Below are 13,927 nucleotides of genomic sequence, written 5' to 3'. Positions count from 1 at the left end.
ATGTTTTGGGGACGCCGGATACCGGGGTGGAACGGTCATGAGTTGGGAACGTTATGAACAGGTCATCGCGGAGGTGTGCGCGATCGTCGATCTGCCGGACGTCGACTACGTGCTCGAGACGCGCACGATCGACGTCGAGGGCTTCGACGTGCGCATCGAGTACTTCGACGAGGATCCGGAGTCGATGTACGTGAACTTCCATTACGGGATCGTCAGCGCGGGCCGCACGCTCGCGGTGTACCGGCTGCTGCTGGAGGCGAACCTGCTGATCTACGCGCAGGACCAGGCGCAGCTCGGGATCGACGCGGACACGGGCAGCATCGTGCTGCTGATGCGGCTGCCGCTCACGCCGGACGTGACGGGCGAGACGCTCGCCGACCTGTTCGCGCACTACGCGGAGCACGGCCGCTACTGGCGGCAGAACATCATCGAATCGGGCGACGAGATGTTCAGCGGGATCGCGTCCGGCGAATATTTCTGGCTGAGGGTGTAGCGGCGCGCAACGGGCGAGCCCGGCGTGAGACCCTGACGGGCGAGCCAATCGTAACGGAACGTCACAAACTGCTGCGCGGATCCGGCGCGAACGAGACGATAGCGGCACGCATCCACGCGCTGCGCCCCGCGACGAGCGGCGGCGCGGCGCGCGGATCGAGCCCGAACCCTTCGTATTCGAACCCGCTTGCCGAGAGGATCCGCGATGTTTTCGACACTCTATTTTGCCGCCGCCGCCACGCTCGCCAACCCGTCGTCGACCGGCGCCTACGCCGCGCGCGTGCTCGACGGCCGCTTCGCCGAAGCGGCCGCGTGCGTCGCCGCGCGCTGCGACGCCGAGCCGGGCGACCCGGCCGCCGACGTGCGCGACGTCCACGCGTACGCCGACATTCAGCTCGTGCTCGGCCGCTTCGAGGAAGCCGAGGAGACGTTCCGCCGCGCGCAGAAGCTGCTGCGCGAATCGCGCGACCAGACGCGCGTGATGACCTGCCGCAACGCAAGCTGGCAGGCGTTCTTCCAGAACCGTTTCGGCGTCGCGCAGGCCGGCTTCCGGCGGATTGCCGACGACCGCGCGGCGAGCGCCGCGCAGAAGCTCGAGAGCCTCGTCGGCGAATGCGTGGTCATGCATCATCTGGGCCGCGCCGAAGACGCGATGACCGCGCTCGACATGCTCGACGCGGCCGCCCGCGACGCCGATCCGCGCTGGCTGCAGCTCACGGGCGCGCTGCGTGCGGACTTGCTGCTGCAATACGGAGTCGGCCGCGCCGACGCGCTCGGCGACCACGTCTACTGGCGCTCCACGCTGGCCGACCTGCCGTTGTCCGCGTTCGCGGAAGCGGCCTCGGCCACGCCCGCGGCCGGCGCCGACGCGCTGCCGCTGCTGCGGATGCGCGTCGACTACATGCGGCAGGTGCATGCGCTCGCGTCCGGCGACCACGCGGCGCTCGCGCGGATCGATGCGCACGTGAGCTGGTGCGCGAAGGCGGGCCTCGCCGACTACCAGCGCAGCGTGCGCCTCGAAGTCGCGCTCGCGGCGCTGGCCGGTCAGGCGCCGAACGTCGCCGACACGATGATCGCACCGTATCGCGACGCGGCCGGGCGTTGCGGCTCGCACGTGCGCTGGACGCTCGACTATCTGTATTGCGCGGCGAAGGTGCGCGAGCAGCAGGGGCGGATTCGCGAATCGTCGTCGCTGTATGCGCGCTATGCGCTCGCGTCGGTGCGGCACGTGCGCTCGGACGGCGCGGCGCTCGCGCCCGCGCTCGCGATCGCGCGCTGCGGCACGCACGCGGCCGCGCCGAGCGACGACGTCAGCGCGCGGCTGCCCGGCAAGTACCGGCGCGCGTATCGCTACCTGATGGAGCGGCTCGACCAGCGCGACCTGTCGGTGCGCGAGATCGCCGCGCACATCGACGTGACCGAGCGCGCATTGCAGGCGGCGTTCAAGACCTATCTCGGGCTGTCGCCGAGCGAGCTGATCCGGCGGCAACGGATGGAGCGGATTCGCGGCGAGCTGCTGTCCGACGCGCCGCGCGCGGCGAGCGTGCTCGAAATCGCGAGCCGCTGGGGAATCCAGCATCGATCGACGCTCGTCAACAGCTATCGGCGGATGTTCGACGAAGCGCCTTCGCAGACGTTCGAGCGTTGAGGGTGCGGGCGGCGACGCATCATGCGTCGCCGCATCGCTTCGATGGCTACGACGACACCGCCTTCTTGATCATGTCGAGCAGCTTCATCCTGAAGCTGTTGAGCATCTCGGCCACCGCGAGCAACTGGTTCTGGAAACCGATGGCGCGCTGCATCTCGATCATCTGCCTCGTTTCGTGCTCGATCTGCTGGATGCCCGGCATGCCGGCCGCTGCGAACGCCTGCGAGCCATGCTGCGCGCCATGGGTTCCGTGCGGCGCGTGCGCGGCGCCGAGCGGCGCAGCTTGCACATGGGCGGATGGCGTTGCCGGCGGCGCGTCGCTCAGGTCGATGAGATGGCCTTCCTGCGCGTGCGCGGAATGCGGTACGGTCGGTTGCAGAACCGGATGATGCGCGACCGCCTGCAATTCGTCGGGCGTTGCTTCGAGCAGCGACGGTGGCGTACCGGCCGGCCTGGTCGTCGGCGGCGGATCGCTCAGGTCGATGAGATGGCCTTCGTGCGAAGGCGCCGAATGAAGCACGGTCGGCTGCAGAACCGGGAGATGCGCGACTGCCTGCAATTCGGCAGGCGTCGCTTCGAGCAGAGACGGCTGGCCGGACGATGCGACGCCGTGCCTGTTCGACAAGCGCGCCCGTTGCAGCGGATTACCCGAAGACGTCAGCCCCGGCGGCTTGGCGCGGATAGCGTTGCGCCGCTTGAGCGTGACCGTGGTGTTCGCGCCGCCCGCCAGGCCGGCGCGGTCGGCTTGCCCCGCGTTCGTGGTGGTCGGTGCGGACCGAGCGTCGATTCGAGTCACGATACGGCTCCTGAAGAAATGCGTGTGCCGGCGTGTCCCGTCGAGCGACGGGCCGGGGCGGCCCACGGCGGCACTGTACGCGGGCCGGTGCGCCGCGGCCGGCCGCCGCGCGAAGCGATGCACCCGCGCGCGAACGTCGTCGCGGCGCTGCGGCGCGCACGATCGCCGCACGATCGCCATTCGCGCACGCCGCCGCGTCTTCGCGCGCGTGCGGCGCGCTCGCGCGGCGGCGCCCGACAATCGGCGCATCCCATCCCCGAACCGGAGCCACCGATGAACGCCATCCGTCCGCCCGAGCGGATCGAAACCGACCGCCTCCACCTGCGCCCGCTCGCCGCCGGCGACGCTCCCGAAGCCTTCGACGCGCTGTTCGGCGATCCGGCGACGACGCTCGACCTGCCGTGGCCGACGCATCGCAGCGTCGACGAAACCCGTGCGTGCATCGGCCGCCTCGCCGACGGCTGGCGCAGCGGCGCGTTCTTTAGCTGGGGGCTATTCGAAAAGCGCGACGGCCGCTTGATCGGCACGCTCGAACTTCACGGCCGTTTGCCGCGCATGGAGATCGGGCTCGTGACGAGCTTCGCGCCGGGGCGCGTGCGCACGCGTGCGTGGTCGGAGATGCTGCGCAGGTTCCTCGACTGGCTGATCGCGCAGCCGGGCGTGTACCGGATCGAGGCGTTCTGCTCGGTGACGGGCCGCGCCGCGCCGTTCATGCCGAAGCTCGGCTTCGTTCGCGAGGGCGTCGTGCGCAACTACGAGGCGCGGCCGAATCGCGGGATGAGCGCGGGCGACAGCTACCTGTTCGCGATCACGAAGGCGCCGCAGCCGCTGGGTGAGGTCGTCGCGGCGGATGACGTGCAGGCGTCGGAGAAGCAGGCGGCGTGATCGAGCGGATGGTTTGAACGGGCACGCTTGAACGGGGCGTGACCAGGAGCATCCGCGCGCCGCCGATCCCGAGCGTTCCTGCCCGTTTCGACGCATCCGTTTCACCCCATCCCGCTCGCATGCACATGCCGCGCCCACTGATACCGGTCGAGCCGCAGCAGTTGCGAGATGCGCGCGGCGACGTCGTCGTCGTGCATGCCGACGGCGTCCGCGAGCTCGTCCACCTTCAGGAACCGGCCGACGAGCACCGTCGACGCCCGATCCCCCGACAGCACCACGGTCTGCGCGTAACGCCGCCAGTCGTCGTCCTGCAGCGCATACAGGCACCAGCTTTGCAGCGCCGCGCACAGCGGCGTGCCGCGCTGCTGGTCTTCGAGCGTGCGCAGGATGTGCAGCGCGCCGATCCAGTCGCGCCGGCTGATCCGCAGCCGCACGTCGCACAGGTCGACCGCGGCGTTGCGCGGCTGCAGGACGCGCAGCGCGAGCAGCAGTTCGTCGAGGTCCGCGTGCGCGCTCGCGCGCAGCCCGGCCGAGAAGGCCGAGAGCAGCGCGCGCAAGGCGGCCTTGTTGCACGGTTTGATCGCCATGTCGGTGCGATGCGTCGAGTAGAAATGATCCGTCGACGATGATCGCCGTCACGCGCGCGCGAGCGGGCGGCGCGTGCGAAGCGGCGTCATGCGCGGCGAAGGGGGGCGAAGGGGGCGCGTCGCGCGTGGCGGCCGGGCGCGCGCCGCGTGCGATCGTTTCGGCCGCCGCGACGTCGCTTCGCGCGCTTCGCCGCACGTGCGAACACGCTCCCTAAGCTTGTCGTCGAACCGCGGGCACACGAAGGCCGCGCGCGTTCCTTTCCTTTTTCCTCAATCGATTCACATTCATAGCGAGACGGTCATGAGCGTAAACGGCATTTCGAACACGACTCTCAATCCGACGCAGTTCCACTCGTCGTCGACGTCGGGCAGCCGCGATCAGAAGATCGAGGAGCTGCTCCACGAAATCGAGGAGCTGCTGATGCAGGACGATTCGGGCAGCGGCGACGACACGAACGTCGGCGACGATTCGTCCGGCAACACGCAGCCGGGCAACAACACGCCGGCCGGCAAGAACGGCCCGACCAACCATGTGTCGACGCCGACCGGCGGCAAGCCCGGCGAGGACATGCGCGACGTGAAGCTGAACACGAAGGCGGGCGGCGAGGCGCTGCACCTGAAGATGGACTCGCAGGGCAACCTGTACAACGGCAGCGGCAATTCGGTCGGCACCGTCGACAAGGACGGCAACGTGAAGCTGAACTCCGGCGCGACGAAGGAGCTGGAGCGCCTCGAGACGGGCGGCAATCCGCTCATGAACGCGCACGTCGGCAAGCAAGGCGCGGGCGGCAACATGGAGTTCACGTCGGACGAAGTGACGGTGAGCGCGGGCGACCTCAATCAGAAGGCCGACTTCTGACCGTGCGGGCGACGCGGCGCGGCGGCACTGGACAAGCGCTTTCGAATCGGGTCACACTGCGCGCTCGCGCCGCCGCGTCGCGGCCCGTCCAATCATTCGCGGACCGCGACGTCCGCCGGAGCAGAACTTGAGCGTGCCGCAACGGGCCGATGCCCGGATCTTCGAGGTGATGCAGGCCCGACAGGCGTGGGGCACGCTCGCGCTCGACCGCGACGGCGCGATCGTCGCGGCCACCGAGCGCGCGCACGCGCTGTTCGGCCGCACGCTGCCGGCCGGGCTGCCGCTCGCCGCCGTGCTCGGCGATGCGGCGCACGCGGCGCTCGCGGACCCCGCCGCGCTGTTCGACACGCTCGAACAAGGATTCGAATTCGAAACCGACGATGCGATCCTGTGGCTCACGCTGCAGCCGGTCGAGGACGATCCGGTGCTCGCGGCGACGGTCACGGTCGCCGACGTCACGCCGCTGCGCCGCGCGCTCGACGAGCGCGTCGCGTCGCTGCGCTTTCTTGCGCACGACCTGCGTTCGCCGCAGAATTCGATTCTCGCGCTGACCCAGCTGCACGACGCCGATCCCGACGCGTTCGCCGCCTGCGGCGGCCTCGAACGGGTCGCGCAGCTCGCGCGGCACGCGCTGCTGCTCGGCCAGGACTACCTCGTCGCGTCGGCGGCGGACGATCTCCGGCAGCGCCATTTCGTGCGCTTCGACCTGCGCAAGATGCTGCGCGAGCTCGTGCCGAAGCTCGAAGTGGGCGCCGTCTATCGCGGCGTCTCCCTGCAGCTCTGGCTCGACGACGCCGCGCCGCTGTGGTTGCGCGGCGCGCGCGTGTTCGTCGCCCGCGCGCTGCAGAACCTGATCGACAACGCGGTGCAGGCGTCGCGGCAGGGCGCGCGCGTCGAGATCCGGCTGCACGTGCGCGACGCGCACGCGGAACTGACGATCCGCGACTGGGCGGGCGGCCTGCCCGGCCTCGCGACGGACGCCCGGATGACGGATTTCGCGCCGCTCGCCAGGCGCGGCTCGATGGGCTTCGGCCTCGGGCTGCAGCTCGCCGCGCAGGTGGTGGCCGCGCATGCGGGCGCGCTGTACGCCGAATCGAATCGCGGCGTCGGCACGACATTCGTGATGCGTCTGCCGATGCTCGCGCCGGTGGCCGGCGCGGCGCCGCCGGCCGTGCCCGAAGGCATCGCGCGCTGGCGCGCGAGCGTCGCGCCGGACGGCTGAGCGCGCGCGTTCTCCTTCAATTTGCTTGACGACCCCTGATTTCACGATGTCCGAACCGAACATGCAGCGCACCGTGCAGCAGCCCAAGCAGATCGTCGTCGTCGAGGACGATCCGGTGCAGCGCACGCTGCTCGTCACCTGGCTCAAGGCCGAGGGCTACCGCGTCGAGGCGTTCGACGACGGGCTCGACGCGCGCCGCTTCCTCGGCGACAGCTGGGCCGACCTGCTGCTGCTCGACTGGGACCTGCCCGGGATGACCGGCGAGCGGCTGCTTGCGTGGGTCCGCGGCCGTGCGCGCTCGATCGTCCCGGTGATCTTCCAGACCGTGCATTCGGACGAAGAGGACATCGTGAAGATCCTCGACGCCGGCGCGGACGATTTCCTCGTCAAGCCGCTCGAAAAGCAGACGCTGCTCGCGCGCGTGCGCGCGCTGCTGCGCCGCTTCGCGGCGCTGTCGGTCGACAGCGGGCGCATGCAGCTCGGCGGCTACGTGCTGGCGCGCGCGACGCTGACCGTGTCCGACGACCGCGCGTCGCACGCGTTCAGCGCGAAGGAATTCGACATCCTCTGGCACCTGGCCGAGCATCCCGGCACCGTCGTGCAGCGGCAGGACCTGCTGCGGCTCGTGTGGGGCGCGGATGCGTCCGCGCAGACCCGCACGGTCGACATGTACGTGAGCCGGCTGCGCAGCCGGCTGAAGGCGGCGGGCATCGGCTGGACCGTGCACGCGGCCTACGCGACCGGCTATCGCCTGAACCTGGGCGCGGACGCGGAACCGGCGGACGGCGCATCGTGACGCCGCGCGCGGCCGCGTCGGCTGCGGTCGCGGCGCTCGCGCTCGCGAACCATGCGCCGGCGCTGCACGCGGTGCCGCTCGCGTGGCCGCTCGCGCGCTTCGACTATCGGGTCGGGCCGGTGAGTGCCGCTGGCGCATTGAGCGAACTGAGCCGCCGCTCGGGCGTCGCCATCGACGTCGACCCGCACGCGCCGTGCCGGCTCGACGTGCGCGACGCACTGCCGCCGCAGCGCTTCGTCGACTGGGTCGCGCGCACCTGCGGGCTCGCGTCGTACTACGACGGCGCGGTGCTGCAGCTCGTCGCGCCCGATGCGTTCGAGCGCGCGGCGGTGCGGCTCAATTACGCGACGCCTGCCGAGCTGCGCGCGACGCTCGCGCGGCAGCGGATCGTCGATGCGCGCTGGCGGCCCGGCTACGACGACGCGGCGCGCATCGTGCGGGTTGCCGGCCCGCCGCGCTACGTCGCGCTCGTGCTCGCCGCCGCGCGCGCGCTCGACGAGGCCGCGCAGGCGCGGGTGCGGACCGAGACGCGCGCGTTCCGGCTGCGCATGCGCGCATCGGCTGACCACGCGGCGCGCGGTGACGCGGGCGATACGATCGTGCCGGGGCTGGCGACGCGGCTGCGCCGCCGGCTCGAACAAGACGGCGTCGCGCCGCGCGCGGTGCCGGGCGTGCGCGAATTCACCGCGTCGCTGCCGATCGTCGACGCGGACGCGCGCTCGAACACCGTGCTGATCCGCGACGTGCCCGCGCGGCTGGCGCGCGACGCGCGGCTCGTCGCGCAGCTCGATACGCTGCCGGCGTCGATACGGATCGATGCGTTCGGCGTGACGCTCGCACCCGCGCGGCTCGACGCGCTGGGGCTGCGGTGGCGCGACGGCGCGCAGGCGTCCGGATCGTCCGAACCCACAGGCGCAACCGCCCCGCGCATCGCGGTCGCACCCGCGCCGGACGGCTGCGCGGCAACGCGCGCGCGTGTCGCCGAACTCGCCGCGCATGGCGACGCGTCGATCGACGCCGACGGTTCGACGCTGACGCTCCCCGACGGCAGCGCGGATTTCGGCCGCCTGCGGCAGGTGTTCGTCGCGTCGGGCGACGGCGATGCGCGCGCGCTCGACGCGCAGCGCAACGGCTTCGCGATGCGGGTCACGCCGCGCGAGACCGCGCAGGCGGGCCGCTACGCGCTCGACATGCGGATCGTCGAGCGCTGGGCGGACGGCGCGTCGCCGTCGCGCGAAACCGTGTCCGGCGTGACGCTCGCGGCAGGGGAATGCGCGGCGCTCGCGCTGCCGCTTGCCGCCGGGCGGGGGGAGCAGCGGCTCGTGCTGGTGACGCCGCGCGTGAGCGCCGCCAGCCCGCCCGAACCCGCGAAGCCCGCGGCACGGCCGCGCACGCCGTCGCGTGCGCGTCCGCCGGCGACGCCGGACAGCCTCGGCCTCAGGACGCAGACGCGCCTGCTCGGCAATTGATGCAAAGCCCGCTCATTATTAAACGACGATCGAGCCCGATTTTAGCGCTCGACGGCAAGCGTCTATTGAAATTAATGCGGCAAGTCAATTAACGCACGATTTTGCGTGTTTATATTGTTTTTTTCCGGTTTTAGATCGACGGCTAAAAATGCCGGATCGGGCGCGCGCACGGCTAACAGGTTAACTAACGGCTAACAATGGACTGCATCATTTCATGCAGCTCGATCCGGTTGTAAGTCGCCCGTAACGCGTCCTTCGCCGTGATCCGGTTGCGGGCCGCGAGCGCGGCGAGATCGTCGTTCAGCGAGCGCGACATGTTGTCCTCGCGGCGCCGCAGGAACTCGTTGACGAGGTGCAGCTTCGTCGGGTCCGCGATCAGCTTCGCGACCTGGTTGTTGTTGTTGAACAGCAGCTCGCTCGCGAGCACGAGGCTCTCGCCGTCCGCGCTCGGCACGAGGCTCTGGCAGACGATGCCGATCAGCGATTCGGCGAGCGCGACCGCGTGCCGGTCGCGCTGCTCGACCGGAAAGAACGACAGCAGCTTGTTGAGCGCGCTGACCGCGCTGCCCGTGTGCATCGTCGCGAGCACGAGGTGCCCGGATTCGCCCGCCTGCAGCAGCGTGTCGGCCGTCTGCGCGTCGCGCACCTCGCCGACCATCACGACGTCCGGCTTCTGCCGCAGCGCCTCGCGCAGCCCGTGCTGGAAATTCGGCGTATCGGTCGGCACTTCGCGCTGCGAGATGATCGACTGGCGGCGCTCCAGATAGTATTCGATCGGCTCCTCGATCGTGACGATATGCGTGTTGCGCGTCGCGTTGACGTGCTCGAGCAGCGACGCGATCGTCGTCGTCTTGCCCGAGCCCGTCGGGCCGGTGACGAGGATGATGCCCTTCGTGTTGTCGAGCATCGAGCGCACGTAGACGGGCAGGCCGAGCTCCTCGAGGGGCAGCGGCTGGAGCGGCAGGCGGCGCATCGAGATCACGATCTTGCGGCCGCCGCCCGCGCGATACACGTGGCAGCGCAGCCGGCAGCGCGTGAGGACGAACGGGCGGTCGAGCGTGCCTTGATGCAGCGCGCTCTCCCAGTGCTCGTCGATCGCGTCGAGCAGCGGCCGCATGTCGTCGACGAGCACCGGCTCGTCGCTCGTCTCGACCCAGCCGCGCGGCGTCTTGATCGTGATGGGGCGGTCCTGTTCGATATGGATGTCGGTGAACATCTGCTTCAGGTCGATCAGGCCGAGCACTTCGCCCGCGAGATCGCGCAGCGGGGCGGCGGCATGCTGGTTCATTTTGGCGATCCGAATGAATGGAATGGACGGCGCAATGCGCGCGGTGACTGGAAAATTGAATGGTCTATTTAATTTTGCACGCAAACTAGCTTTTGTCAAACTGTTCGGGGTATATTTGCCGCGCAATAATCAATTCAATAATTCGACTGCATGCGTAGACCTATTATGTAAAGCCGAGGTAATCCCGGAATCGGAAAGGCATTTCCGGCCGCGCAGGCGGTCCGAGGCGTCGGATGCGGCCTCCGGGATCGACACTCGGCAAAGCGCGGGGCCAGCGGCGCACAGCAGTCGAGTAACGAGGACTTTCATGATGCACGGCGCCACGGTCGCCGCGGCCGCGTTCATCGCGCTCGCGCTTTCTGCAACCGACTGCGCGGCGAGCGGCCCGCCCGCCGGCACCGATCCGGCGCCGGGCGGCCCGTTTGCCGAGCGCTTCGATCACGCGCCGCTGACGGCGCAGCGCGGCGACGTCTTTCGCGCGCCGGCTTCGGCCGCGGCCGCGCCGGGCGCGCAGGCGCTGCCCGCGGCGGCGACAGCGACGACGGCGGCGGCCGCCGCGCCCGTCCCGGCCGCGTCGAGCTGGGACGTGCGCGCATCCGACGGCACGATTCGCGGCGTCCTGTCGCGCTGGGCGCGCACGGCGGGCTGGCAACTGGTCTGGGATGCGCCGGTCGATTTCAGCGTCGACGCGCAGGCGACGCTGCGCGGCTCGTTCGAGGATGCGCTGCAAGCGCTCGTCGCGAGTCTCGGCCGCACGTCCACGCCGATCCAGGCGATTCTCTATCAAGGCAATCATGTATTGCGCGTCGTCGCGCAAGGAGCGGGCTGATGCGCGTCTTTCTCGTCATTTCGTTACTCGCAGCGCTGCTGAGCGGCTGCACCGGGCTGCGCAGCGGCATCGAGCGGGACGCGCAACGCGATTCGAACGAATCCGGCGCGCTCCTGAAGCGCGTATCCGACGGCGACAACAGCGTGCACGCGCTCGCGCCCGTCGTCGTGAACGACGGGCTGTGGGTGTCGGCGGGCGCCGTCAAGCTGCAGCGCGGCGAGCAGTTGCCGTCGCTGTTCGACGAGCCCGCGTCGTTTGATCGCCCGGTCGCTTCGTTGTCCGAATTCGCCGAGCAGGTTACGCGGCTCACGCAGGTGCCGACGCAGGTTGCCGCGAGCGCGCAGCAGGCGGCCGCGCGTTCGCAGAACGGCGGCGCGGACGGCGCCGCGCGCAGCGCGCCCGCGTTCCTCGACGCGTCGGGCGGGCGCTCGGCGCCGCCGCTGCCGCCCGGCATGCCGGGCGGCGCGTCGTCCGGCGGCAAGGCGGGCGGCGGCGGTGCGGGCGCGGACGGCGGCGGCACGTCGTTCGCGCCGGTACGGATCGTGTATGCGGGCGGCACGCTGCGCGGGCTGCTCGACGCGGCGTGCGCGCGCTTCGGCGTCTTCTGGAAATACGAGCAGGGGACGATCCGCTTCTTCTTCACCGACACCCGCACGTTTCAGGTGAACGCGATTCCCGGCGACTCGTCGCTGAACGCGTCGGTGGTGAGCGGCGCGACGAGCGACGGCACGTCGGGCGGCGCGCAGTCCGGCGGCGCGGGCGGCGGCGGCAGCGGCGCGAATTCCGGCTCGACGGGCCTCACCGCGAACAACACGGCGAACACCGCGGTGAACTCGCAGCTGTCGGTGTTCAACGGCCTGCAGAGCGCGATCCAGTCGATGCTGTCGCGCTACGGCAGCTCGGTGTCGTCGCCCGCCACCGGCTCGATCTCGGTGACCGACACGCCCGACGTGCTCGAGCGCGTCGCCGCATTCATGACGCAGCAGAACCGCTCGCTGTCGCGGCAGGTGCTGCTCAACGTGACCGTGCTCAGCGTGTCGCTGAACGCGGGCGACGCGTACGGAATCGACTGGAGCCTCGTCTACAAGACGATGTCGGCGAGTTTCGGCGTCACCAATCCGTTCACGCCGGTCGCGCTGACGTCGCCGGCCGATTTGTCCGCGACGGTGCTCAGCCCGACGAGCCGCTTCAACGGCACGAAGCTGCTGATTCGCGCGCTGTCGCAGCAGGGCACGGTGCGGCGCAAGACGTCGGCGTCGGTCACGACGCTCAACAACCAGCCGGTGCCCGTGCAGGTCGCGAAGCAGACGGGCTACCTCGCGTCGGTGTCGACGACCAATACCGCGAACGTCGGCTCGTCGACGGCGCTCACGCCGGGCACCGTGACGACGGGCTTCAACATGACGCTGCTGCCGCACGTGCTCGACGACGGCACCGTGATGCTGCAGTTCTCGACCAACATCTCGTCGCTGCTCCAGTTGAAGGACGTGACGAGCAGCGAGGCCAAGGGCGCGACGAAGATCCAGACGCCCGACGTCGACATGCGCAACTTCCTGCAGCGGGTCGCGATGAAGTCGGGCGAGACGCTCGTCATCAGCGGCTACGAAGGCACGAACGATTCGCTCGACGAGCGCGGCGTCGGCACGCCGAAGATGATCGCGCTCGGCGGCGGCTACGAGGCGCAACGCACGCGCGAGGTGATCGTGATCCTGATCACGCCCGTCACGCAGCGCGGCGGCGCCTGACGGAGCCGGCGATGAGCGCGCAAGTGATTCAAATCGGCCGCCAGCGCTTCGTCGCCGGCCTGTTCTGGCAATCGCTGTCGCGGCGCAACGAGCTGCGCGCCGAAGCGGTCGAGCTCGCGAAGAAGCTGAAGTTCGACCTGATGGTGCTGCGGATCGATCGCGGCGGCGCGGCGGCGGGCTATGCGAATACGCGCGACGGCTTCACGCCCGGGCATCTGTCGCTCGGCGCGATGGTGTCGCGCGCGATCGCGCTCGAAGGCGCGTTCTACAACGGCCGCCGGCAGCCCGCGCCGAACTGGCTCGGCGCGTTCGCGCTGCCGGACGGACGCTGGGCGTACTTCGCGGTGCGCGACCACGCGTTCATGCCGCAAGGCGACTGGATCGGCACGCGCGACGAAGCGCTGGAGCGGCTGCACACCGATTACGCGTGGGGCGGCTGGAACGTCGTGATCGGCGAGCCGGAGCTCGAGCGGCAGGGCTTCCAGAATTTCCAGCCGAAACGGCTCGACGAACTGCTGCCGCGCCGCGGCGGCCGGCCGCGCACCGAGCGCTGGTGGGCGCTGCGGCCCGTCGAGCGGCGCCTGCCGCCGCGCACCGCGCTGATCGCCGCGACGCTCGTGTGCGTCGCGGCCGGCAGCGCGCTCGCGTATTGGCATCATCGCGCGAAGGTCGAGGCCGAGGAGCGCGAGGCGGCGCTCGAGCGCGTGCGCGCGGAGCTCGCGGCGCGGCAGACGAGCGCGCCCATCGTGCATCCGTGGGCGACGCTGCCCGACGCGGTCGGGTTCGCGCGCGCATGCGCGGCGCGTTTCGGCCGGCTCGCGCCGGGCGGCTGGCGGCTCGAGCGCTACGAATGCACGCCGGACGCCGTGCACTACGCGTGGGCGCGCAACGGCTCGAACGTGCGCTACCTGCTCGCCGTGGAGCCCGGCGCGACGGTCGACACCGACGGCGAGCGCGCGACGCTCGACGTGCCGCTCGCCGCGCCGAAGGCCGGCGACACGCCGCTCGTCGACGATTCGGCCGTCAGGACACAACTTCTGGCGCGTCTCCAATGGCTCGACACGGCCGCTAAACTCGACCGGCTGCTTCCCGATCAGGCATCGGGCGCCCCGCTCGCGAATCTCGCGCAGCAGGCCGCCGCCGCGGCCGGGTGGCGCGCGTACCGGCTGAACGCGACCCTCGGCGGCATCGCGCCGCCCGAGTTCGTGCGCGCGATCGACGTGCCGGGGCTGCGCGTGCAGCGCATCGCTTACCAGAACAATCAGTGGACTCTCGAAGGAGTGCTCTATGCGAAATAGTCGCGTTCGATCG

At 70.4% G+C, this 13,927-nt stretch carries 14 protein-coding genes; 10 read left to right on the top strand and 4 right to left on the bottom strand.

What is annotated here, in order from left to right; translation table 11 throughout:
• Positions 1-37: 37 nt before the first annotated feature.
• Entirely contained in the window at positions 38-493 is a 456-nt protein-coding gene (locus KY49_RS33665; RefSeq protein WP_042588545.1) for a CesT family type III secretion system chaperone, read from the top strand.
• A gap of 61 nt (positions 494-554) precedes the next feature.
• Here the strand turns inward: KY49_RS33665 and KY49_RS38940 are convergent, their stop codons facing one another.
• The gene (locus tag KY49_RS38940; RefSeq protein WP_157379938.1) at positions 555-710 is read right to left on the bottom strand and encodes a hypothetical protein; all 156 of its coding nucleotides are present in this window, start codon (positions 708-710) and stop codon (positions 555-557) included.
• Between KY49_RS38940 and KY49_RS33660 the strand changes: the two genes are divergently transcribed.
• Positions 698-2,140 (top strand): helix-turn-helix transcriptional regulator, encoded by a 1,443-nt coding sequence (locus KY49_RS33660; protein ID WP_042588544.1) that lies wholly within the window; start codon positions 698-700, stop codon positions 2,138-2,140. The genes KY49_RS38940 and KY49_RS33660 overlap by 13 nt on opposite strands.
• 46 nt (positions 2,141-2,186) lie before the next feature.
• On the opposite strand, the gene KY49_RS38365 is transcribed toward KY49_RS33660, so the two are convergent.
• Positions 2,187-2,936, bottom strand: coding sequence for a hypothetical protein (locus KY49_RS38365; protein WP_080405691.1), 750 nt, complete (start codon positions 2,934-2,936; stop codon positions 2,187-2,189).
• Between the two features lie 273 nt (positions 2,937-3,209).
• Here KY49_RS38365 and KY49_RS33650 point away from each other — a divergent pair, with 273 nt between their 5' ends.
• Positions 3,210-3,821, top strand: coding sequence for a GNAT family N-acetyltransferase (locus tag KY49_RS33650; RefSeq protein ID WP_042588543.1), 612 nt, complete (start codon positions 3,210-3,212; stop codon positions 3,819-3,821).
• 101 nt (positions 3,822-3,922) lie between these two features.
• Here the strand turns inward: KY49_RS33650 and KY49_RS33645 are convergent, their stop codons facing one another.
• Entirely contained in the window at positions 3,923-4,408 is a 486-nt protein-coding gene (locus KY49_RS33645; RefSeq protein WP_042588542.1) for an HrpB1 family type III secretion system apparatus protein, read from the bottom strand.
• A gap of 301 nt (positions 4,409-4,709) precedes the next feature.
• On the opposite strand from KY49_RS33645, the gene KY49_RS33640 reads away from it, so the two are divergent.
• The 4 genes from KY49_RS33640 (at position 4,710) to KY49_RS33625 (ending at position 8,754) form a co-directional block, all read left to right on the top strand.
• Positions 4,710-5,267 carry a hypothetical protein gene (locus KY49_RS33640; protein ID WP_042588541.1) on the top strand — a complete coding sequence of 186 codons (558 nt, stop codon included), beginning with the start codon at positions 4,710-4,712 and terminating at the stop codon, positions 5,265-5,267.
• 133 nt (positions 5,268-5,400) lie between these two features.
• Positions 5,401-6,489, top strand: a complete 1,089-nt coding sequence (locus KY49_RS33635; protein WP_042588943.1) for a sensor histidine kinase — start codon at positions 5,401-5,403, stop codon at positions 6,487-6,489.
• A gap of 46 nt (positions 6,490-6,535) precedes the next feature.
• Positions 6,536-7,285: a response regulator transcription factor gene (locus KY49_RS33630; protein WP_042588540.1), complete on the top strand. Its 750-nt coding sequence runs from the start codon at positions 6,536-6,538 to the stop codon at positions 7,283-7,285.
• Positions 7,282-8,754 carry a secretion protein gene (locus KY49_RS33625; protein ID WP_042588539.1) on the top strand — a complete coding sequence of 491 codons (1,473 nt, stop codon included), beginning with the start codon at positions 7,282-7,284 and terminating at the stop codon, positions 8,752-8,754. The genes KY49_RS33630 and KY49_RS33625 overlap by 4 nt, the downstream gene beginning before the upstream one ends.
• 184 nt (positions 8,755-8,938) lie before the next feature.
• On the opposite strand, the gene KY49_RS33620 is transcribed toward KY49_RS33625, so the two are convergent.
• The gene (locus KY49_RS33620) at positions 8,939-10,042 is read right to left on the bottom strand and encodes a type IV pilus twitching motility protein PilT (RefSeq protein WP_042588538.1); all 1,104 of its coding nucleotides are present in this window, start codon (positions 10,040-10,042) and stop codon (positions 8,939-8,941) included.
• 307 nt (positions 10,043-10,349) lie between these two features.
• Here KY49_RS33620 and KY49_RS33615 point away from each other — a divergent pair, with 307 nt between their 5' ends.
• Genes KY49_RS33615 through pilO2 form a run of 3 tightly spaced genes read left to right on the top strand, consistent with a single transcriptional unit; the run spans position 10,350 to position 13,914 of the window.
• The gene (locus KY49_RS33615; RefSeq protein WP_042588537.1) at positions 10,350-10,871 is read left to right on the top strand and encodes a toxin co-regulated pilus biosynthesis Q family protein; all 522 of its coding nucleotides are present in this window, start codon (positions 10,350-10,352) and stop codon (positions 10,869-10,871) included.
• Positions 10,871-12,616: a PilN family type IVB pilus formation outer membrane protein gene (gene pilN, locus KY49_RS33610; RefSeq protein ID WP_042588536.1), complete on the top strand. Its 1,746-nt coding sequence runs from the start codon at positions 10,871-10,873 to the stop codon at positions 12,614-12,616. Before KY49_RS33615 ends, pilN begins: the two co-directional genes overlap by 1 nt.
• A gap of 11 nt (positions 12,617-12,627) precedes the next feature.
• A complete protein-coding gene (gene pilO2, locus KY49_RS33605; protein WP_042588535.1) occupies positions 12,628-13,914 on the top strand; it encodes a type 4b pilus protein PilO2 in 1,287 nt (428 codons plus the stop codon).
• Positions 13,915-13,927 lie beyond the last annotated feature (13 nt).

This window comes from Burkholderia sp. MSHR3999 (assembly GCF_000833595.1).
Taxonomy (GTDB): Bacteria; Pseudomonadota; Gammaproteobacteria; order Burkholderiales; family Burkholderiaceae; genus Burkholderia; species Burkholderia ubonensis.
Note: the sequence above shows the minus strand (reverse complement) of the source record. Positions and strands in the feature narration are given on the sequence as shown.